This window comes from Serratia sp. CY84636 (assembly GCF_052166245.1).
GTDB classification, from domain to species: domain Bacteria; phylum Pseudomonadota; class Gammaproteobacteria; order Enterobacterales; family Enterobacteriaceae; genus Serratia; species Serratia nevei.
Genome location: NZ_JBJNOX010000007.1, coordinates 47294 through 68188 on the forward strand (window position 1 = coordinate 47294; position 20895 = coordinate 68188).

Annotated in this window: 20 protein-coding genes; 9 read left to right on the top strand and 11 right to left on the bottom strand. The window is 60.4% G+C overall.

The features are described 5' to 3' along the window. Positions 1-225 precede the first annotated feature (225 nt). From ftsX to ftsY, 3 genes are read right to left on the bottom strand one after another with little or no spacing between them, the layout of a single operon-like run. Positions 226-1179, bottom strand: coding sequence for a permease-like cell division protein FtsX (gene ftsX, locus ACJ8QI_RS19155; RefSeq protein WP_033636680.1), 954 nt, complete (start codon positions 1177-1179; stop codon positions 226-228). After that, entirely contained in the window at positions 1169-1840 is a 672-nt protein-coding gene (gene ftsE / locus ACJ8QI_RS19160) for a cell division ATP-binding protein FtsE (RefSeq protein WP_004934337.1), read from the bottom strand. The genes ftsX and ftsE overlap by 11 nt, the downstream gene beginning before the upstream one ends. Positions 1841-1845: 5 nt before the next feature. Continuing rightward, on the bottom strand, positions 1846-3480 hold the full coding sequence (ftsY, locus tag ACJ8QI_RS19165; RefSeq protein WP_442532946.1) for a signal recognition particle-docking protein FtsY: 1635 nt from the start codon (positions 3478-3480) through the stop codon (positions 1846-1848). Positions 3481-3722: 242 nt separating this feature from the next. On the opposite strand from ftsY, the gene rsmD reads away from it, so the two are divergent. Further along, positions 3723-4343, top strand: coding sequence for a 16S rRNA (guanine(966)-N(2))-methyltransferase (gene rsmD, locus ACJ8QI_RS19170; protein WP_141971659.1), 621 nt, complete (start codon positions 3723-3725; stop codon positions 4341-4343). Continuing rightward, a complete protein-coding gene (locus ACJ8QI_RS19175) occupies positions 4333-4605 on the top strand; it encodes a DUF1145 family protein (RefSeq protein WP_004934327.1) in 273 nt (90 codons plus the stop codon). The genes rsmD and ACJ8QI_RS19175 overlap by 11 nt, the downstream gene beginning before the upstream one ends. A 3-nt stretch (positions 4606-4608) precedes the next feature. Here ACJ8QI_RS19175 and ACJ8QI_RS19180 read toward each other — a convergent pair whose 3' ends face one another. Next, complete coding sequence (locus ACJ8QI_RS19180; protein ID WP_442532947.1) at positions 4609-4965, bottom strand: DUF2500 domain-containing protein; 357 nt, start codon at positions 4963-4965, stop codon at positions 4609-4611. Positions 4966-5124: 159 nt separating this feature from the next. On the opposite strand from ACJ8QI_RS19180, the gene ACJ8QI_RS19185 reads away from it, so the two are divergent. Beyond that, positions 5125-5751: a lysoplasmalogenase gene (locus ACJ8QI_RS19185; RefSeq protein ID WP_164268762.1), complete on the top strand. Its 627-nt coding sequence runs from the start codon at positions 5125-5127 to the stop codon at positions 5749-5751. 40 nt (positions 5752-5791) lie between these two features. On the opposite strand, the gene ACJ8QI_RS19190 is transcribed toward ACJ8QI_RS19185, so the two are convergent. Together ACJ8QI_RS19190 and ACJ8QI_RS19195 are read right to left on the bottom strand one after the other, a co-directional pair. Next, the gene (locus tag ACJ8QI_RS19190; RefSeq protein WP_038874139.1) at positions 5792-6169 is read right to left on the bottom strand and encodes an AprI/Inh family metalloprotease inhibitor; all 378 of its coding nucleotides are present in this window, start codon (positions 6167-6169) and stop codon (positions 5792-5794) included. A 55-nt stretch (positions 6170-6224) separates the two neighbouring features. After that, a complete protein-coding gene (locus tag ACJ8QI_RS19195; RefSeq protein ID WP_141971664.1) occupies positions 6225-7688 on the bottom strand; it encodes a serralysin family metalloprotease in 1464 nt (487 codons plus the stop codon). Between the two features lie 681 nt (positions 7689-8369). Here ACJ8QI_RS19195 and ACJ8QI_RS19200 point away from each other — a divergent pair. Further along, positions 8370-10688, top strand: coding sequence for a zinc/cadmium/mercury/lead-transporting ATPase (locus ACJ8QI_RS19200; protein ID WP_308381372.1), 2319 nt, complete (start codon positions 8370-8372; stop codon positions 10686-10688). An 88-nt stretch (positions 10689-10776) separates the two neighbouring features. Here ACJ8QI_RS19200 and tusA read toward each other — a convergent pair whose 3' ends face one another. Then, positions 10777-11022 (bottom strand): sulfurtransferase TusA, encoded by a 246-nt coding sequence (tusA, locus tag ACJ8QI_RS19205; RefSeq protein ID WP_025304890.1) that lies wholly within the window; start codon positions 11020-11022, stop codon positions 10777-10779. 220 nt (positions 11023-11242) lie between these two features. Here tusA and ACJ8QI_RS19210 point away from each other — a divergent pair, with 220 nt between their 5' ends. The 3 genes from ACJ8QI_RS19210 (at position 11243) to ACJ8QI_RS19220 (ending at position 13021) form a co-directional block, all read left to right on the top strand. Further along, on the top strand, positions 11243-11902 hold the full coding sequence (locus ACJ8QI_RS19210; RefSeq protein ID WP_308381371.1) for a 7-cyano-7-deazaguanine/7-aminomethyl-7-deazaguanine transporter: 660 nt from the start codon (positions 11243-11245) through the stop codon (positions 11900-11902). A 40-nt stretch (positions 11903-11942) separates the two neighbouring features. Next, complete coding sequence (locus ACJ8QI_RS19215; protein ID WP_442532948.1) at positions 11943-12377, top strand: GNAT family N-acetyltransferase; 435 nt, start codon at positions 11943-11945, stop codon at positions 12375-12377. An 80-nt stretch (positions 12378-12457) separates the two neighbouring features. Then, positions 12458-13021 carry a DcrB family lipoprotein gene (locus tag ACJ8QI_RS19220; RefSeq protein WP_025304887.1) on the top strand — a complete coding sequence of 188 codons (564 nt, stop codon included), beginning with the start codon at positions 12458-12460 and terminating at the stop codon, positions 13019-13021. A 35-nt stretch (positions 13022-13056) separates the two neighbouring features. Here the strand turns inward: ACJ8QI_RS19220 and glpC are convergent, their stop codons facing one another. The 3 genes from glpC to glpA are packed head-to-tail and all read right to left on the bottom strand — an operon-like array spanning position 13057 to position 17160. Further along, complete coding sequence (gene glpC / locus ACJ8QI_RS19225) at positions 13057-14256, bottom strand: anaerobic glycerol-3-phosphate dehydrogenase subunit GlpC (RefSeq protein ID WP_060441205.1); 1200 nt, start codon at positions 14254-14256, stop codon at positions 13057-13059. After that, positions 14253-15521 carry a glycerol-3-phosphate dehydrogenase subunit GlpB gene (gene glpB, locus ACJ8QI_RS19230; RefSeq protein WP_202670259.1) on the bottom strand — a complete coding sequence of 423 codons (1269 nt, stop codon included), beginning with the start codon at positions 15519-15521 and terminating at the stop codon, positions 14253-14255. The genes glpC and glpB overlap by 4 nt, the downstream gene beginning before the upstream one ends. Next, positions 15511-17160 (bottom strand): anaerobic glycerol-3-phosphate dehydrogenase subunit A, encoded by a 1650-nt coding sequence (glpA, locus tag ACJ8QI_RS19235; RefSeq protein ID WP_147823500.1) that lies wholly within the window; start codon positions 17158-17160, stop codon positions 15511-15513. Before glpA ends, glpB begins: the two co-directional genes overlap by 11 nt. A 364-nt stretch (positions 17161-17524) precedes the next feature. Here glpA and glpT point away from each other — a divergent pair, with 364 nt between their 5' ends. Together glpT and glpQ are read left to right on the top strand one after the other, a co-directional pair. Beyond that, positions 17525-18880, top strand: coding sequence for a glycerol-3-phosphate transporter (glpT, locus tag ACJ8QI_RS19240; protein WP_025304883.1), 1356 nt, complete (start codon positions 17525-17527; stop codon positions 18878-18880). Positions 18881-18962: 82 nt separating this feature from the next. Then, positions 18963-20042, top strand: coding sequence for a glycerophosphodiester phosphodiesterase (gene glpQ, locus ACJ8QI_RS19245; RefSeq protein WP_033636662.1), 1080 nt, complete (start codon positions 18963-18965; stop codon positions 20040-20042). Positions 20043-20096: 54 nt separating this feature from the next. Here glpQ and yigL read toward each other — a convergent pair whose 3' ends face one another. Then, on the bottom strand, positions 20097-20894 hold the full coding sequence (gene yigL, locus ACJ8QI_RS19250; RefSeq protein WP_019452532.1) for a sugar/pyridoxal phosphate phosphatase YigL: 798 nt from the start codon (positions 20892-20894) through the stop codon (positions 20097-20099). Between the last annotated feature and the right edge of the window lies 1 nt (position 20895).

Consider the following 20895-nt stretch of genomic DNA (forward strand, 5'->3'; position numbering starts at 1 on the left):
TTCCACACGCCGGGCACCTTAACATTTGCTGCAATTTTTGACCGTACTCCGCCCTATAAGTTCACCCTTTTTTGCAAGCATTGTTGCTGACAATACGTGACGAGGGTGCAGGCCGATAGGGAATTTGTGCGCTAAGAAGAGAGGTGTGGTGCTGACTTCGCTTGAGGTCACTCTTCTCCCGCAACGCGATCAAAAGCAGCAGGAGAAGAGTATACCAAAAAAATCTTACTGTGGTGTAAATCGGCGTAAATGTTGCACTGTCGCCAGCCAGGCGGCGATCCAGCCGATCATCGCGGAGATGATCAGCAGCAGCAGCGCCTCGTCCCAGCCCAGCCCGTGCAGGGTGAAGGTGGTGCCGAATACCTTAGCTACCCCGGCGACTACCGACTCCAGCTGCCACACCAGCGCGCCGGAGAGCACCAGCGACAGCAGCGCGCCGGCAAAGCCCAGCATCGCCCCGCCGTTGAGGAACGGCCGCAGGATAAAGCCGTCGGTGGCGCCGATCAGCTTCATCACATTGATGGTGTCGCGACGGCTGAAGATGCTCAGACGCACGCTGTTGCCGATCACCAGGAACACCGCCACGATCATCAGCACGCCGATGATCGCCGCGATCTGGCCCGCCAGCCCGGTGAGCGCCGCCAGGCGGGCAAACCAGCTGTCATCCATACGCACTTCTTCCACGCCCTGCACCGCCGCTACGCGATCGCGCAGGGTGTTGAGGGTGTCCGAACTCTGGAAGCTCATCTTCGGCGTGACGATCGCCACCGCCGGCAGCGGGTTCTCTTCCAGCATGTCCAGCGCGCCGCCAAAACCCGACCAGTTGCGGAACTCGCCGCGCGCTTCTTCACGCGACAGGTAGTTCACCTTCTCCACGCCGGCTTCCGCCTTGATGGCATCGAGCACTTTCAGCGCCGCGTCGTCATCGAGCGACTTATCCAGGTAGACCGTCAGCTGCGGCGTCGGGTACCACTGGCTGGCCGCGGTGCTGACGTTTTTCCACACGATGTAGCACACACTCGGCAGCGTCAGGGAGATGGCGATCACCATCACCGTCAGCAGCGTCGCCAACGGCTGACGCAGCATGTCTTTGATGGCGTTCATCCAGGCGTAACGCCACTGTTCGCGCCAGCCACCGCGCAGCGCCTTGCTCTTGGCGGTTTTTGCGTTATTGGCCATGGTGAGCGCCCCCTTGCATGCGGCCCTGGCTCAGCGTCAGGATGCGGTAATTACGGCGGGCGATAAGCCCGGTGTCGTGCGTCGCCATTAATACGGTGACGCCGACGCGGTTGAATTCTTCAAACAGGCGCAGAATGCCTTCCGACAGCGCGTCGTCCAGGTTGCCGGTCGGCTCATCCGCCAGCAGCACCGCCGGCTTGTTCACCACCGCACGGGCGATGCCCACGCGCTGCTGCTCACCGCCGGACAGCTGAATCGGGAAGTTTTTCGCTTTATCCAGCAAACCGACCTTGTCCAGCGCGGCGGAGACGCGGCGACGGATGTCTTCGGTACTGGCGCCGGCGATGATCAGCGGCATCGCCACGTTGTCATACACCGTGCGATCCAGCAGCAGATGGTGATCCTGGAAGATCATGCCGATCTGCCGACGCAGGAACGGCACCTCGCGGTTTTTCAAACGGCTGATGTCGTGGCCGCCAAACCAGATGTGGCCGGCGCTGGGCCGTTCGATACCGCAAATCAGTTTCAGCAGGGTACTTTTCCCCGCGCCGGAATGGCCGGTCAGAAACGCCATTTCCGCCGGGCGCAGATGGAAATCGACCCCCTGCAGCGCTTGCCGTCCGCCCAGATAAGCTTTACTGACCTGTTCAAAGCGAATCATCCGTATTAATCCTCTCGGGCAAAAAGTGCCTCAATAAAATCGTCAGCCTTAAACGGCCGCAAATCTTCGATGCCTTCCCCGACGCCGATATAGCGAATCGGGATACCGAACTGATCGGCGATGGCGAAGATCACCCCGCCCTTGGCGGTACCGTCCAGTTTAGTCAGCGTGATGCCGGTTAAGCCCACGGCCTCATTAAATAATTTCGCCTGACTGACCGCATTCTGGCCGGTGCTGGCATCGAGCGTCAGCATAACCTCATGGGGGGCCTGGTCGTCCAGTTTTTTCATGACGCGGACGATCTTCTTCAGCTCTTCCATCAGGTGCGATTTATTTTGCAGACGGCCGGCGGTATCGGCGATCAAGACATCGATGCCGCGCGCTTTGGCAGCCTGCACCGCATCGAAGATCACCGAAGCGGAATCCGCGCCGGTATGCTGCGCCACCACCGGGATGCGGTTACGTTCGCCCCACACCTGCAGCTGCTCTACCGCCGCGGCGCGGAAAGTATCCCCCGCCGCCAGCATCACCGACTTGCCTTCCGCCTGGAACTGACGCGCCAGCTTACCGATGGTGGTGGTTTTACCCACGCCGTTCACGCCGACCATCAGGATGACATACGGGGTTTTCCCGCTGACATCCAGCGGCTGATCGACCTTGGCCAGAATTTCGGACATTTCCTCCTTCAGCTTGCCGTACAGCGCTTCGGCGTCTTTCAGCTGCTTGCGGCTGGCGTGCTGGGTCAGGGAGGTAATGATCTTGCGCGTGGTATCCACGCCGACATCGGCGATCAGCAGTTGTTCTTCCAACTCGTCGAACAGGTCGTCGTCGATCTTTTTACCACGGAACAGCCCCATAAAGCCGGAACCGAGGTTTTGCTTGGTCTTCAGCAGGCTGCGCTTCAGGCGAGCGAAGAAGCCTTCTTTGGTCGGGCGCTCCTGCTCTTGCGCAGCGGCCGGCACCACAGGTTCAAGCGGCGCTTCTTCTTCCGGCTCGGGTTCTGGTTCGACGACAGGCTCAGGCTCGACGACCGGCTCAGGCTCAATGACCGGCTCAGGTTCAACAACTGGCTCTGGCTCAACGACCGGCTCAGGTTCGACGACAGGCTCTGGCTCAACAATCGGCTCAGGCTCAACAATCGGCTCAGGCTCGACGACCGGCTCTGGCTCAACGACCGGCTCGGGCTCAACAACTGGCTCTGGCTCGACGACCGGCTCAGGTTCGACGACCGGTTCGGGCTCAATGACTGGCTCTGGCTCAACGACCGGCTCAGGTTCGACAACCGGCTCTGGCTCGGCGATCGGCTGCTGCTGCGCCACTACCTGCTCGGTCACGCTGACAATCTCTTCGGCCAACGCTTGCGCCGTTGGGTGTTCGGCCGCCGCCGGCAGGTTCTCCGCGATTTGTTCGCCGGCCTGACCGTTATCCCACTCTCCCGGGGTGTCGACGGAGGCGGCAGGTTCAGATTCCTGGGCGGGGAGCTTGTCATCCAGCTTGGCGGCAGCCGGTTCAGCCGGCGTCTCCGTGGCCTGAGGCTCCGCCTGCTCTACCGGCTGCTCAGGTTGCTGTTGCTCTTCTTCCTTTTCCTTCTGGCCAAAGCCCAGCCAGGAGAAAAACCCACGTTTCTTATCTTTTGCCATGTTATGACTCTACTCCGTACCGAAGGCTCGCTTACCCTACATACCTGAAGGATATATGCTGACAATAATCCGCCGAGTCTATCACTTTCCCTCGCGCAGCAACACGCATCCGGCATGCTTTCCGGTGTGAAATCAGACAACAACGTTTTACCGTTCCCCCCGACGCCCGTCACCGGTAGAATAGGGGCAACTTTTCGTTAACCTCTGCGGCCCCGCGCCGCAAAAGAAATCAAACAACGCTTATGACAAGACTCTCGCCACGGGCGGCGGCCAAAAAACCGCCCCAGGCCGCAGCCGGACAAATCCGCATCATCGGCGGCCAATGGCGCGGTCGCAAGCTTCCGGTGCCGAACAGCCCGGGGCTGCGCCCCACCACCGATCGGGTGCGCGAAACCCTGTTCAACTGGCTGGCGCCGGTGATTCAGGGCGCGCGCTGTCTGGACTGCTTCGCCGGCAGTGGCGCATTAGGGCTGGAAGCGCTGTCGCGCTACGCCGGCAGCGCCACGCTGCTGGAATTCGAACGGCCGGTGGCGCAGCAACTGGAAAAAAATCTGGCGCTGCTGCAGGGCAAAGGGGTGGTTATCAACACCAACGCGCTGAGCTGGCTAGCTGGCGAGGGCAAACCGTTCGACGTGGTGTTCCTCGATCCGCCATTCCGCAAAGGCCTGCTGGCGGAGACCGCCCTGCTGCTGGAGCAGCGAGGTTGGCTGGCCGACGAGGCCTGGATCTATGTAGAAGCCGAGGCGGAAAGCGCCGCGGCAGACGTGCCTGCCAGCTGGCAACTGCACCGGGAGAAAGTCGCCGGCCAGGTGGCTTATCGCCTTTATATTCGTTCGCAAGAGAAAACCGACCATGCTGATTAATCTGGGCCGCCTGCTGATGCTGTGCGTGTGGGGCTTCCTGCTCTCTAACCTGTTCCATCCGTTTCCCAAGCCGCTGAAGTATTTCATCGACGTGGCGCTGTTCTTTATGGTGGTGATGCACGGCCTGCAGTTGGTGCTGTTGAAATCCACCCAGCCGAAGGATCAGCCGATCAGCTACTGGCAAGAGGCCAAGATCTTTATCTTTGGCGTGTTCGAGCTGCTGGCCTGGCAAAAGAAACAGCCGCCCATCAAGAAGAAGTGACCGCTACGGCTGAGCGGTGAACGAGACGAAGCGCGTGCCCTGCATGTTTAACGTGCCCTGCGCGCCTTTTTCTATCGGGTTGTACTGCCATTGCTTCAGCCGCAGCTGGATGTCTTCACCGCCCTGTATCGGGCTGAACACCACCTCGTAATTCATCGGTTCATTGACCAACGGCTCGCGCTGCGGCGCGCGGGTCTTGGTGACCGGCACCGCGCGTTTGTCGCTCACCGTCACCTGCAGACTGCGCATCGGCGCGCGGTCGTTTTCCGCCTCCTGCTGGCGCTGTTTGAAGTAGCGTTGCGTGGCCAGTACGGCGATCAGCGCAATCACGGCGACAAAAAATAACGGTGGTTTGCTCATCGGTTTCCCATTTCCTTCACGGCCAAATCGGCGTAAACATAGCATTCTCAAGAAAGCATTGTCGATCGTCGGCAGGCTACCTACACTGAAATAAGAAGTGACATGGGTGACAGTTTGGAGCCGGTGGTTGCGGCTCCCTCATACATAAGGAAGACATCAATGAGTTGGCCGTTCCTTGCCGTATTCTTTTCCGGTTGGCTGTTCGTCGACGCCTCATACCGTGGGCCGCGCTGGCAACGCTGGGTGTTCAAACCCGTCACGCTGCTGCTGCTGTTGCTGTTGGCCTGGCAGGCGCCGGTGCTCAGCGCGGCAGGTTATCTGATCGTACTCGGCCTGCTGGCGACGCTGATCGGCGACGCGCTGCTCCTGTTGCCGCGCGAGCGGGTGCTGTACGCCATCGGCGCCTTTTTCCTCTCGCACCTGCTGTATACCCTGAGCTTTGCCAGCCAGATGACGTTCAGTCTGTTCTGGCCGCTGCCGCTGGCGCTGCTGGCGATAGGCGCGTTGCTGCTGGCCACCCTTTGGACCCGGCTGGAAGAGATGCGCTGGCCAATCATCACCTATGTGGCGATGACGCTGCTGATGGTCTGGTTGGCGGGCGAACAATATTTCCTGCGCAGCACCGATTTCGGCTTCTCGCTGCTGACCGGCACCTCGCTATTGCTACTGGCCAACGTGGTTTGGCTGATCAACCGCTACCGTTTCACCTTCCGCGCAGCGGACGCCATCGTCGCTTTCTGTTACTTCTCCGGCCACTTCCTGATCGTGCGCTCACTCTACCTGTAACAACCTGCCGCGGGTTCGGCACGCCGAACCCGTTTCCACATCAAGCCAACGCTTTCAACGTTAAGGCATCATCGGCGCCCAGCTGATTGCGATACAGATCGCCGTCGCGCGAGAAGAACGCCAGCGTGCTGCCATCCGCCCGCAGCAGGGCGATGCCGTCCGGCGCCGGGCGCCAGCCCACCACCTCGGCCGCAAACACGCTTTGCAGACAACGTTGCCGATCCACCAGCTGATAGCCGTTGGTTTCACTTTGCTCATTCGCCAAAAACTCGATTTGGCATTGGCGTTCGCTGTCGGCAACCTGCCATTGCCCCGCCAGCGACTGCGCGGTCGGCAGCGCCAGGCTGCCGGCCATGACCGCACTCGTCACCATCATGCCGCCCGCCGCCAGGGCGGTGCGCGTTAAAGTACCTTTCATACCGGGCTCCCACATCACGCCCGGCCGAGACTGCGCCGGGCGTTTCGTTGCTGTGTTACACGATAAAGTCGGTGGCGACGTCTACCTGACCGACGATTTTCACCAGGAAGTCCGGCGCCTGATGGCCGCCGATGTTCACCGACAAATCGGTCACGTTGTTGGAAGCGTTGTAGCTGAGCAGCGCTTCACCGGCCGCGCCGCTGAAGTGATCGACGAAGTGGATGAAATCACTGCTCTGTGCCTCTTTGTTGAAGAACGACAGGTCAATTTTGTCGATCCCTTTCTGGAAGTCACGGATCCAGTCCGAAGCACCCGGTGCAGAGTCGCTGGCAGCGGTGAACACGAAGGTATCCTGGCCGGAACCGCCCCACAGTTCATCCGCCCCACCACCGCCGAACAACACGTCATTACCCGCACCGCCTTTCAGCACGTTGTTGGCCGCGTTGCCGACGATCACGTCATTGCCGGAACCGCCAATGGCGTTCTCGATGGTCACCCCGGCGGCAATCGAGACGTTGCCCTTCAGGCCGCCCACGTCGGAGAACGACTTCTCGTTCAGGTTGATGCGCTGGTTAGCGGTATAACCGGAGAAATCGAAGGTATCGTTGCCGCCCGCATCCCAGACCGCAAAGATCACTTTCTGCGAGTTGCTGGTGGTGCTGAGGAAGTCACGACCGGTGTTGGAGTTAAAGCCGTACACGGTGTCGCCAGTGCGGGTCGACAGGTTGGCGCCATACAGATGTTGAATGGCGGCAATGTCATCCAGCAGCGGAGCAGCGGCGTAATGACCGCCGTTATCCCCACCGGTGTTGGTTTCGCTCCAGTAGCTCATCAGGCTGAACTGACGGGTATCTTCCGCGTAAGTGACGTCGCGGTAGGTTGGGTTGCCTTCACCGGCGTTGTAATCGCCCGGGTGGCTCAGACCCAGCGCATGGCCAATCTCATGGGTGAACGTCTGGCGGCCGTAGTCTTCGGTCGCCGGATGCTTCACGTTGGACTGGTTGACGTTGTACCAGGTCTGGCCGCCCAGATCCTGGCCCTGCCAAATGGTGTTCGGCAGGAAGGCATAGGCTTGGGTGCCGTAATCATAATGACCAGGACGATCCTGGCTGTAGTTGCCGAAGGTGATATTGGCCTTTTGACCGGCCGCCACTTCGGTAAAGGTGATATTGGCGACGTCGGCCCAGGACTGCAGCGACAGCTTAGCCTGCTGCTGCTGTTCCGCGCTGAACTTGCTCAGCCCGGTGTCGCCGGCGACGTTGGTGGCAGAGAACTTATAGTCCGGGAAGGAGAAGGTTAATTTAACCGGCTGGCCAAATACCTTGTAACCGTTCCAGGTTTGGTTCTCACGGGTAATAAACAGCCCAGCTTGCTCGTTAGAAAATGAATCCTTGCCATTAATCTGAATCCCGTTGCCACGCTCATGATAATGCAGCAGGTCGGCTACAGCATCGTAGCCGGTTTTGGCGGCCGCGAAGTTGGATTCAGTAATTTCAATTGCCTTTTTAGTAGATTGCATTGGTTCGATTCCACTCATTATCTGATCGTTATCAATCAGACAGATAGACATAACCTCCCCGTAAGCCACGGTTAATGAACCTTAAGCTTGCTGGAAGGGGCTTATGCGCCGTTGCCGGCAGTGTGTTAGGTAGAATTAATGCATATATATCAGCAAATAAGATCACCATTAAAAATGGTAATCGATTCCAATTATAGGCAGGGTCACGAAACTGAACATAAAATAATCAACCTTTTATTGTCTCAACGAAAGTTTGTTATGCTGCTTTTTTGGCTTCTTTACAAAACAAATGAAACTTAACGAGGATAAGTTGGCACCAAACTTCAATAACAATGCGGCCTGCAGACACAAGCGAATCATGCTGGCTTGCGATGGGCAAAAAGGTAAATTTTGCTAAAGCGTTATAGGTTAATAACTCTTTATTATTAGGTCGGGCGACTTTTTAGTTTCTATAGGAATATTATTTTCTTATTTAAACTAACGGCAGTGAGCCTTTTCACCCAAATAGAGGATAAGAAAAGCCTATAGATTTAAATTCGCATTATTCATTATTGAATGAATACCCCTTTATAGGCTCGAACGCCGTTAGCAATAATTCTCATCCGTCGCTTGACTCTGGAGTTGACTCCAGGGTGTAGAGTCAGCTGAGCAAACCCGTTTAACAGCCCGAAGGGGGACGTTATGCACAATCAGCAAAATCATAATCATCAGGAACATCACCACGCCGAAGGCGGATGCGGCTGCAACCACAGCCACAGCAAAACTCAGCATGGCTGCAGCAGCGAGCCGAAAAACGCCGCCGCACAGGCCGAACACGCCCACCACCATCACGATCATGGCGATAGCAGCTGCTGCACCGCCGCACCCGACGATCCGGACGAGGAAAGCGACAGGCAGGCCGCCGCGCCCCCTTCCGGTAGCCAACGTTTCAGCTGGAAAGTCACCGGCATGGACTGCCCCAGCTGTGCCAAGAAAATCGAAAATGCCGTCACCGCACTTCCCGGCGTCGACAGCGCGCGCGTGCTGTTTGCGACCGAGAAACTGGTGGTCGACGCGCAGTCCGACATCAGCCTGCGGATCCAGGACGCGGTTGCCCAGGCCGGCTTTACCCTGCTCGGCACTCAGACCGCCAAAGCCGCCGCGCCAAAAACCTCACGCTTCGGCGAATTCGCACCGCTGCTGCTGTTGACCACCCTGATGGTCGTCAGCTGGGTGCTGGATCGGGTTAACCCGGAGCTGGGCCGCATCGCCTTTATCGCCACCACGCTGGTCGGATTGGCACCGGTCGCCGCCAAGGCGCTGCGTCTGATTCGTTCCGGCACGCCGTTCGCCATTGAAACGCTGATGAGCGTGGCGGCCATCGGCGCGCTGTTCATCGGCGCCACCGCCGAGGCGGCGATGGTGCTGCTGCTGTTTATGGTCGGTGAACTGCTGGAATCCTATGCCGCCAACCGCGCGCGGCGCGGCGTGACGGCGCTGATGGAGCTGGTGCCGGAAGATGCGCTGCTGCTGCAAGGCGCGGAGCGCAAACGCGTGCCGGTCGCCAGCCTGCGTCCGGGCGATGTGATTGAAATCGCACCCGGCGGGCGCCTGCCGGCCGACGCCGAGCTGCTCAATCCGTTCGCCAGCTTCGACGAAAGCGCCCTGACCGGCGAATCGGTGCCGGTCGAGCGCCAACAGGGTGAGAAAGTGGCCGCCGGCAGTCTGTCCGTCGATCAGGCGGCACAGATGAAGGTGATCTCCGAGCCCGGCAAAAACGCCATCGACCGCATTCTGCAACTGATTGAAGAGGCCGAAGAGCGCCGCGCGCCGATCGAACGCTTCCTCGATCGGTTCAGCCGTTATTACACCCCGGCCATTATGCTGCTGGCCGTCGCGGTGATCCTGGTGCCGCCGCTGCTGTTCTCACAGCCGTGGGATACCTGGATCTATCGCGGCCTGACGCTGCTGCTGATCGGCTGTCCATGCGCGCTGGTGATCTCGACCCCGGCGGCCATTACCTCCGGACTCGCGGCCGCCACGCGGCGCGGCGCGCTGATTAAAGGCGGTGCGGCGCTGGAGCAACTGGGCCAGATACAAACTATCGCCTTCGATAAAACCGGCACCTTGACCGAAGGCAAGCCGACGGTGACCGACGTGCTGCCCATCGGCGCGCTGACCGAACAACGGCTGCTGCAGCTTGCCGCAGCGGTAGAGGCCGGATCACATCACCCGCTGGCGCAAGCGATCATCAACCGCGCCGCCGAAAGCGGGGCTGAGCTGCCGCTGGCACAGGCGCGCCGCGCGCTGGCCGGCGTCGGCGTGGAAGGGATCGTAGATGGCAAGACCGTGCTGATCAGCGCGCCGGGCAAGTTGACACCGGGCCTGCTCGACGCCCAATGGCAGAGCCAGGTGGATAAGTTGGAAAACGCCGGTAAAACGGCAGTGGTGGTGCTGGAAGACGGCGTGCCCATCGGCTTGCTGGCGCTGCGCGATACGCTGCGCAGCGATGCCAAACAGGCGATAGCCGAACTGAACGCGCTGGGTATTCGCGGCGTGATGCTGACCGGGGACAACCCGCGCGCCGCCGCGGCGATTGCCGGCGAGCTGGGCCTCGACTATCGTGCCGGTCTGTTGCCGGAAGATAAGGTCAGCGCGGTCACCGAACTGAGCGAACTGCGCCCGACGGCGATGATCGGCGACGGCATCAACGACGCCCCGGCGATGAAAGCCTCCAGCATCGGCATCGCCATGGGCAGCGGCACCGACGTGGCATTGGAAACCGCCGACGCCGCCCTGACCCACAACCGGCTGGTGGGCGTCGCGGAGATGATCCGCATCTCGCGCGCCACCCACGCCAATATCCGGCAAAACATCACCATCGCGCTGGGGTTGAAAGGGGTCTTCCTGATCACCAGCCTGCTGGGGTTAACCGGGCTGTGGCTGGCGGTGCTGGCCGACTCCGGCGCCACCGCGCTGGTCACTGCCAACGCGCTGCGGCTGTTGAGAAAGCGCAGCTAAGTTCGGAAACAAACACGGGCGCGGCATACCGCGCCCGTTGTCATTTCGGGAAAGGGACTTTTCTTTCATCGACACGACCGTGCCGCCGTTATACGCCTTTACGCAACAAATAACGGTATGGCGCCTGCTCGGTCTCCTGCGCCACCAGCGTGTGTTCCATAAAGCGGCAGAACCCCGGGATATCGCGGGTGGTGGCCGGATCGTCGGCGATAATCAGCAGCGTTTCGCCGTTGTCCATATGGCGCACGGTTTTACGCACCATCATCACCGGTTCCGGGCAACGCAGGCCCAGCGCGTCGAGCGTCTGGTCTGCCTGGGCAAATAAGTCAGTCATGCAATTTTTCTCGTTCAAAAACGATCGGCGAACGCTCGCCGCATCTCATTAGCGCCTAGTTTACGCCGGTAGTTTTTCTGCGCAAGATGCGTTAACGTTTGCGTTAAATTTAACCATTGCATTGGTTGCGCAAACGCGTATCATGCCGCCGCGCAGCGTTTTTTGCTGTTTTAACAAGACACACTGGGTTCCCTCACCCCACTGCTAAAAAGGCTACAACATGTATTCGTTTACCGCACAGCAGCGCTTCACCGCGTTGGTCTGGCTTTCGCTGTTTCATATCGCCATCATTACCTCCAGCAACTACCTGGTGCAGCTGCCGATCACCGTTTTCGGCTTCCATACCACCTGGGGCGCCTTTACCTTCCCGTTTATCTTCCTGGCGACCGATCTGACCGTGCGCATCTTCGGCGCGCCGCTGGCGCGACGGATTATCCTGGCGGTGATGGTGCCGGCGCTGTTCATCTCTTATGTGATCTCCACCGTCACCTATCAGGGAGAATGGCAGGGCTTCGCGGCGCTGAGCAGTTTTAACCTGTTCGTGGCGCGCATCGCCGTGGCCAGCTTTATGGCCTATGTGCTCGGCCAGATCCTCGACGTATATGTGTTCAACCGCCTGCGCCAACGCAGCGCCTGGTGGGTGGCGCCCGCGGCGGCGATGTTCCTCGGCAACATCAGCGATACGCTGGCGTTCTTCTTCATCGCCTTCTATAAGAGCAGCGATCCCTTCATGGCCAACAACTGGGTGGAGATCGCGCTGGTGGATTACAGCTTCAAGGTGATGATCTGCCTGCTGTTCTTCTTGCCGATGTATGGCGTGTTGCTGAACATGCTGCTCAAACGCATCGCGGCGCGCAGCGGCAGCCTGCAGCTGAGCTGAGTCATGCTATTCTGGGCGGCCTTATCCTTGGAGGCCGCTCATGACCCCAATCGTCCGCACCGCCACGCTCGAAGAAATCCACCGCCTTTATCAACGCATCCCCGAATTCGGCGGCCTGCATAGCCTGGCCGATCTGCAGCAGCGTATCGGCACCGCCCCCGCCAGCCTGTTGATTGCCGAGATAGACGGGCAGCCGGCCGGTTTCAAACTCGGTTATCAACGGCAGGAAACGGTGTTTTACAGCTGGCTGGGTGGCGTGCTGCCGGCATTCCGTCGCCACGGCGTGGCGCAGGTCTTGTTGGCCGAACAGGAACGCTGGGCGCGGGCGCAGGGCTATCTCCAACTGACGGTCAAAACCCGTAACCGGTTCCGCGCCATGCTGACGATGCTGCTCACCCACCACTATCAGATTGTTCAGCTGGAAAAGAAAGGCGAAGTGGCTGATTATCGGCTATTACTGGAAAAAAACTTGTGACAACATCTGCCTTGCATTTCAACCTGGAATAGGTTGCGATACGACAGTGAATCCCTACCGGAAAGGAAGAAGGAAGCCCGATGCGTAAAGTAGCGAAATTGATGGGTATCAGCCTGCTGGCGCTTGGCCTCGCGGCCTGCGACGGCAACACCAAAGACACCAAGGCAGCGCCAGACGGCGCGGCGGCCAGCGCGCCGGCCGGGCAGCAGGTGAGCCTGCTGGACGGTAAACTGGCGTTCACCCTGCCGGTCGGCATGGCGGATCAGAGCGGCAAGCTGGGCAACCAGGCTAACAACATGCATGTTTACGCAGACAGCACCGGCCAGCGCGCGGTGATCGTGATCCTGGGCGACAAGACCGCCGACAGCCTGGAGACCCTGGCCAAGCGCCTGGAGAATACCCAGCGCGCGCGTGACGCCAACCTGCAGGTGATCACCAACAAGGCGCTCGACGTCAACGGCGTGCCGCTGCGTCAGTTGGACAGTATCATCACCAGCGGCGGCGAAAAAGCCTATTCCTCCGTTCTGATCGGCTCGCTGAACAACAACATGCTGACCATTCAGGTGACGCTGCCGGCGGACAATCAGCAGCAGGCGCAGACCGAAGCCGAAGGCATCATCTCCACCCTGAAGCTGAAGCAGTAATCCCACAGAGGGCCGGTTTGCCGGCCCTTTCGTTTTTACGCCAGTGCCTGCGCCAGCAGGGTGATCGGATGTTCACAGCGCTTGCTGGTGGACATTTCTATCTGCCATTTGCAGGTCTCGCAGTCGGTCACCACCAGATCCACCCCGCTCTCTTCGATCTGCCGGAACAGCGGCGCGCCGATGCCTTGCGAAGTGGCGTAGTTCTCCGATTTGAACCCGTAGGTGCCGGCGATGCCGCAGCACTGCGAATCCAGCACCACCAGCTCCAGCCCCGGTATCTGCCGCAGCAGCTCCAGGGTGTAGGCGGTCCAGCCCATCTTTTCCATATGGCAAGGCGTGTGATAAGCCACCCGCAGCGGCGTGTGCTTCAACGGCAGGCTACGCCCCTGATTGATCAGGCGATAGAGATAGCGCGTCGCCAGCTCCACCCGATCGCGCACCGGGGTGGTGTCCACGTCCAGCAGATGAGGGTATTCGTCGCGCAGGGTGAAGGTGCAGCTCGATGAGGTTGCCACCACCGGGATGCCGCGCTCCAACACCGTTTCATGCAGCGATTCTGCGTTGACCCTGGCCTGCTTTTTGGCCTGCTCGATAAACCCGTTGGCGATCAGCGGCACGCCGCAGCATTTCTCGCGTTTCAGCAGCTGCACGCCGATATCCAGCGCGTTGAACACCCGGATCAAATCCTTGCCCAGCTGCGGATGGTTATAGTTGACGAAGCAGCCGTGGAAAAACGCCACCTGCTCGGCGTAACGCTGCTGAGCCTGCGCCTGTTGCCGGTACCAGCGGCGGAAGGTGCCGAACGAGTATTTCGGCAGTTCGCGGCGGTGATCGATCTTCAACGCCTTGTCCAGCAGCTTGCGCACCGGTTTCAGCCCGGTAGCGGCGTTGACGATCGGCGCAAACGGCGTCGACAGCGAGCCCATGATATCGGTGTGGCTGAGGATGGCATCGCGCAACGTCGGCTTGCTTTGGGCGAAGTCGGCGCGGGCGCGCTGAATGATGTCGCCGATTTTGACGTCGGACGGGCAGGCCACTTCACAACGCTTGCAGTTGGTGCAGTATTTCAGCGCTTCGTCGTACAGCGCCGGGTCTTTCAACCGCAGCCGCTCGCCGTCCGGCCCCGCCTGTTTCGGCCCCGGATAGAGCGGGTTCACTTTGGCGACCGGGCAGTAGGTGGTACAGACGGTACATTTGATGCAGCTTTCAAAGCTGTGATCCTGATGCAGGCTCATACGCACTCCTCCGCGGCGATCTGCTGCGCGACGTGCAGCGCACCGATCAATGACACGCCGGCGCCGCAGCCCTGCTGCAGCGGATCGTAGCCGCCGGCGACCGCGCCGATGGCATACAGATTGTCGAACGGCATTCCCTGTTTCATCGCCCGCAGCCTGCCGTCGGTGCGCACGCCAAACTGCAGATAAGGCTGCGGTGCAAACAGCTCGCGCTGGCTCCAGTCGGCGCGATCGGCGCGGCTGTGCACGTCCAGCCCGAAGATCGGCTCGCGTACCCCGTCGAAATCCGCCACCAGCCCATTGCTGAAGAAGCTGCCGCTGGCCAGCACCACCTGCTGCGCCCGCAGCGGAATATCGCCGTGGTTGCGGGTATACAGGCCGGTGACGCGGCCGGCTTCGCACTCGGCGCGCAGCACGCTGTCGCCAGGCATGAAAACGCCGCCCAGCTGTTGAAAACGCCGCCGCAGCGCCTGATGCAAACGCATGCCGGGCACCGAAGGCGGCAGCGTCGGCAGCAGCCGGATCGGTTTGCCGACCGCATCCTGCAGCACCGCCAGCGACGTATCGTCCTCCAGGCCCAGACAGGCCGGCAGGAAGAGCGCGTCGGCCTCGCCCGCCAGCCGCCGCAACTCCTCGGCCATCGGCGGCAGGCTTTCCATCAAATCCAGTACCCGGGCGATGTTCACCGCGCGGAACTCGCTGGGGTTATTGCGCAATCTGTCCAGCGCCGGCATGTGCAGATAGGCCACGTCCGTCTGCACACCGAGCTCCCGGCTCAGAGAGTCGGCGGCCATCTGCGGCTGGAAGTCGAGGAACCCCTCGATGCCGATCACCGCGATGCGCCGCCACGGCAGTTGGCCGGTCAGCGGCAGCGTCGGGATCGCCTGCGGGCTGAGCCAGGTGGCGCGGCGCGTGCCCAGCGGCGTGATGCGCAGATGGTTATTGGTGCCCTCGCCCTGCAGGTTCAACCCGCAGCGCGCCAGCAGCCGCTGGGCGGCGGCGGACAGCGCCGCCACCCGGCCGGGCCCGATCAGGGCATACGGATGCTGCGGCGCCTGCTGCGCCAGCTGCGGCAACGCCGCCAGCGGCATCTCGACCGGCGTGCCGTCCGGCAATCTCGCCAACAGGTCGAGCGAGCCGGAGGAGAAGTAGAGCGCGCTCTGGCCGGAACTGACCACCGCGCAGCGTTTGCCCTGTTCGGCCACGGCAATGGCGCAGCTCAGGCCCGCCAGGCCACCGCCAATCACCACTACGTCAAATCGCATCATCCGCCTCCTGCTCCTTGTCGGCCTGGGCCTCAAGCCCGCATAACCCCTGGTAAACCCAACTGGTAAATTCGCTCTCGCGCAGCGCATCGCCCCAGGCGATCGGCCGTACGCCTTTCCACCGTTCGTTGAGGAACTGCGACAGCTGCGCGATAGATTGCTGCGGCGTGCTGACGTTAAAGCGCGTCAGCAGCCCGGCGGCGCGGCAGGCGCAGAGTTCGCCTTGGCAGGTGCCCATGCCGACGCGGGTGCGGCGGCGCAGATCCACCAGGTTATTGACGGTCAGCGAATTGACCGCATAGCGCACTTCCCCGGCAGTCACCGCCTCGCATTCGCACACCAGGCTGGTGTCGAGCCGATCGGCCGCCGGCACCTGGCTGGCGCGATCGCCGTGGCGGTAAATTGCTGAGCCGCGAATACTGGCGGGCAGAGAAACCACGCTGCGCACCGTTTCCTCCGCCGACTGGCGAGATCCCGGCAACGCGTCCTGCGCGGTGGTGCACGGACGGTTTACGCCAAGCTTTTCGCACACCTTGTCGGTGGCCCACTCCGCCATCAGGCGGTAGGTCATCAGCTTGCCGCCGGTGATGGTGATAAACCCTTCCAGCCCGTCGCGGGCGGCGTGATCGAGCAGCACGATGCCGCGGCTGACGTTGCGCCCGCTGGGATCGTCATCGCTGGCTACCAGCGGCCGCACCCCGGCATAGGCACGCAAAATGCGGGTCTGCGCCAGGGTGGGCGCCAACAGCGCCCCCTCGCGGATCAGAATGTCCACCTCCTGCGGGGTCACCAGCATGTTGTCAATTTGGTCGTAGTCGATATGGGTCGAGGTGGTGCCGATCAGCGAGATGGTGTCGCCCGGCACCAGGATGTCGGCGTCCGCCGGTTTGCGGCAGCGGTTGATCACCATGTTGTTGATGCGATGGCCGAGGATCAGCAGCGCCCCCTTGGCCGGGAACATGCGGATGCGCAAATCGGCGTATTCGGCGATCTGCTGGCCCCAGATGCCGGCGGCGTTGACCACCACCGACGCGTGCAGCTCATAGCGCCGCTGATTCTGATGGTCGTAAACGCGCACGCCCGTTACCCGATCGCCGCTGCGCAACAATCCCACCACCTGGTGGTAGGTCAGGATCTGTGCGCCGTGTTCGCGCGCGTCCAACATGTTGGCGGCGGTCAGCCGGAAAGGATCGACGGTGCCGTCCGGTACGCGCACCGCGCCGATCAACGCCGGGTTAGCCGCCGGCTCCAGCCGCAGCGCCAGCTGCGGGTCGATCGCTTCGGCGTCGATGTCAGCCTGGCGACAGGCGGCGATAAACTGTTGCTGATAGTCCAGCGAGTCCTGCGGCAGGGTGATGAACAGCCCATCGGTGCGCTCGATACAGTGATGAGCGATACGTTTCAGGATGCGGTTCTCTTCGATGCACTCGCGCGCCGACTCGCCGTCGGTCACCGCATAGCGCGCGCCGCTGTGCAGTAAACCGTGGTTGCGGCCGGTGGCGCCGGTGGCGATGTCGTGGCGCTCCAGCAAGATGCAGCGCAGGCCGCGCCGCGCACAGTCGCGGGCAATGCCTGCGCCGGTGGCGCCGCCGCCGATGATGATCACATCCGTTTCGCCGCCGTCAAAATAGCTGCTCATGTCGCTCCCTCAGGATCGGTAGTTATGAGCCTATTGAGCCACGGTTATTGGGGTCTTTGTTTGATAAGGAACAATAACGAACATAAAACGAAATAAAAATGACCACAAAAAACCATCAATGTGATCATAATCACGATTTTTGGACGTTTTTCTATTTCATAACGTTAACGAATCGCTCAAAATCCGCCGTGGTTTCATGAAAGTGTAACAATTGCGCCATTCGTCACAGCGACACCAGGCGTATTTGATGACAATGGCGCTCGTTATGGAACACAAAAACACCACATTCGATATCCGCTCAATCATCAAATGAACGTAAAAGGTCATATTGATGTGATAACAGATAAAGCCATCGGAGGCGCTCATGTTGAGTATTTTTAAGCCAGCCGCACACATCGCCCGTGTGCCGAGCGATAAGGTAGATCCGCTCTACCGTAAGCTGCGCTGGCAAATTTTCCTGGGGATCTTCTTCGGTTACGCCGCCTACTATCTGGTGCGTAAGAACTTCACCCTGGCCATGCCTTACCTGATCGAACAAGGCTTCAGCCGCGGCGACCTCGGCTTCGCGCTGTCGGGCATCTCTATCGCCTACGGCTTCTCCAAATTCATCATGGGTTCGGTCTCTGACCGTTCCAACCCGCGGGTGTTCCTGCCTGCCGGCCTGATCCTGGCGGCGGCGGTGATGTTGTTCATGGGCTTCGTACCGTGGGCAACTTCCAGCATCGCGGTGATGTTCGTTCTGCTGTTCCTGTGCGGCTGGTTCCAGGGCATGGGTTGGCCGCCGTGCGGCCGCACCATGGTGCACTGGTGGTCGCAGAAAGAACGCGGCGGCATCGTCTCCATCTGGAACTGCGCCCACAACGTGGGTGGCGGCCTGCCGCCGCTGCTGTTCCTGCTGGGCATGGCCTGGTTCAACGACTGGCACGCGGCGCTGTACATGCCGGCCTTCGGCGCCATCCTGGTGGCCCTGATCGCCTTCGCCCTGATGCGCGATACCCCGCAATCCTGCGGCCTGCCGCCGATTGAAGAGTACAAAAACGACTACCCGGACGACTACAGCGAAAAAGACGAAGAAGAGCTGACCGCCAAGCAGATCTTCATGCAGTACATCCTGCCGAACAAGCTGTTGTGGTACATCGCTGTCGCCAACGTGTTCGTCTACCTGCTGCGTTACGGCATTCTGGACTGGTCACCGACCTACCTGAAAGAAGTGAAGCACTTCGCGCTGGACAAGTCTTCCTGGGCCTACTTCCTGTATGAATACGCCGGTATCCCGGGCACCCTGCTGTGCGGCTGGATGTCGGACAAAGTGTTCAAAGGCAACCGCGGCGCCACCGGCGTGTTCTTCATGACGCTGGTGACCATCGCCACCGTGGTGTTCTGGATGAACCCGGCCGGTAACCCGACCGTGGACATGATCTGTATGCTGGTCATCGGCTTCCTGATCTACGGCCCGGTGATGCTGATCGGCCTGCACGCGCTGGAGCTGGCGCCGAAGAAAGCCGCCGGCACCGCCGCGGGCTTCACCGGCCTGTTCGGCTACCTGGGCGGCTCGGTTGCGGCCAGCGCCATCGTCGGTTACACCGTAGACTTCTTCGGTTGGGACGGCGGCTTCATGGTGATGATCGGCGGCGGCGTGCTGGCGGTTATCCTGCTGCTGCTGACCATGCTGAACGAGAAGAAACACCACGCGGAAATCGCTGCCGGCAAGCGCGGCTAACCGTCACACGACTTTTGCATGATTTAAAGGCCGCCCTGCGGCCTTTTTACTACCCTGCCCCCAACAACACGGAGAAAACGGAATGCGGACTCAAGTCAAAGCCCTGCTGACAGGGATCATTCTCGCCACCTCAATGGTCAGCGCCGCCCAGGCGGCGGACAAAGTGGTGATCGCCCACCGCGGCGCCAGCGGCTACCTGCCGGAACACACTCTGCCGGCGAAGGCAATGGCCTACGCGCAGGGCGCCGATTACCTCGAACAAGATCTGGTGATGACCAAAGACAACGAGCTGGTGGTGCTGCACGACCATTACCTCGATCGCGTCACCGACGTCGCCGAACGCTTCCCGGACCGCGCGCGTAAAGACGGCCGTTATTACGCCATCGACTTTACGCTGGCGGAGATCAAATCGCTGAAGTTTACCGAAGGCTTTGACATCGAAAACGGCAAGAAGGTACAGGGCTACCCAGGCCGCTTCCCGATGGGCAAATCCGACTTCCGCGTACACACCTTCCAGGAAGAGATCGAGTTCGTGCAGGGTCTGAACCATTCGACCGGCAAAAACATCGGCATCTACCCTGAAATCAAGGCACCTTGGTTCCACAAGCAGGAAGGCAAAGACATCTCCAGCAAAGTGCTGGCGGTGCTCAAGCAGTACGGCTACACAGGCAAGAACGACAACGTCTACCTGCAGTGCTTCGACGCCAACGAGCTCAAGCGCATCAAGAACGAGCTGGAGCCGAAGCTGGGCATGGATCTGAAGCTGGTGCAGCTGATCGCCTATAACGACTGGCAGGAAACCTACGAGCAGAAAGCCGACGGCAAGTGGGTAGAATACGACTACGACTGGATGTTCAAACCGGGCGCGATGAAGAAAATCGCTCAGTATGCCGACGGTATCGGGCCGGACTACCACATGCTGGTGGTGGCGGATAAATCCAAGCCGGGCCACATCGTGCTGACCGACATGGTGAAAGAAGCGCACGCCAGCAAGCTGGCGGTGCATCCGTTCACCATCCGCGCCGATGCGCTGCCGAAGTACGTGACCGACGTAAACCAACTGTATGACGTGATTTACAACCAGGCCGGCGTCGACGGCGTGTTCACCGACTTCCCGGACAAGGGCGTGCAGTTCCTGCAGAAGCAGGGCCAGCACAAGTAATGCCAAGGGCGCCGCAAGGCGCCCTTGTTATTTCAGAGAAACGGCCTGGTTATTTCAGAGGAACATCTTGCGCAGGTAGTGCGGCACCGCGTTATCGACATTGGAGCCGATCACTTCCAGCTCCGGCAGCATATCCTTCAGGCGCTGATGCGCGTCGCGCATGATGCAGCCCTTGCCGGCCATCGACAACATCTCCAGATCGTTCATGCCGTCGCCGAAGGCGATGCACTCTTGCAGCGTATAGCCGATGATCTTGGCCACTTCTTCCAGCGCATGCCCTTTCGACACGCCGCCCGCCATCACTTCCAGGCAGGTAGGGAACGAGAAGCTGACGTTGACCCGATCGCCCCAGCGCGCGTTGATGGCGTCTTCCACCTGCAGCAGCCGCTCGTGATCTTCGCAGGTGAAGTAGACTTTGCAGACGCCGTCGGTTTCCAGTAGGCCCGGCTCGAACAGCTGATATTTGAACACCGACTCCTGGAAGAACTCTTCCTGCTCCGGGCTTTCGCGGTTGATGAACCAGTCATCGTTGCGGTAGACGTTAGTGGTGATCTCCGGATCGTCGTGCAGCATGCCGTACAGATCGCGGGCGATATCCCCGTCCAGGTTATGGCTGAAGATCAACTCGCCGGCGGTGTTATGCACCCGCGCGCCGTTAGAGGTGATCATAAAGGCGCTGATCTCCAGGCTGTCGCGGATCTGCGCCACGTCGATATGGTGGCGGCCGGTGGCGAACACGAAATGCACGCCGCGCTGGGTCAGCAACTTCAGCGTTTCTTTGGCGTACGGCGACAGGGTATGGTCGGGAGACAGCAGCGTGCCATCTAAATCGGAAGCGACGACGTGATACATA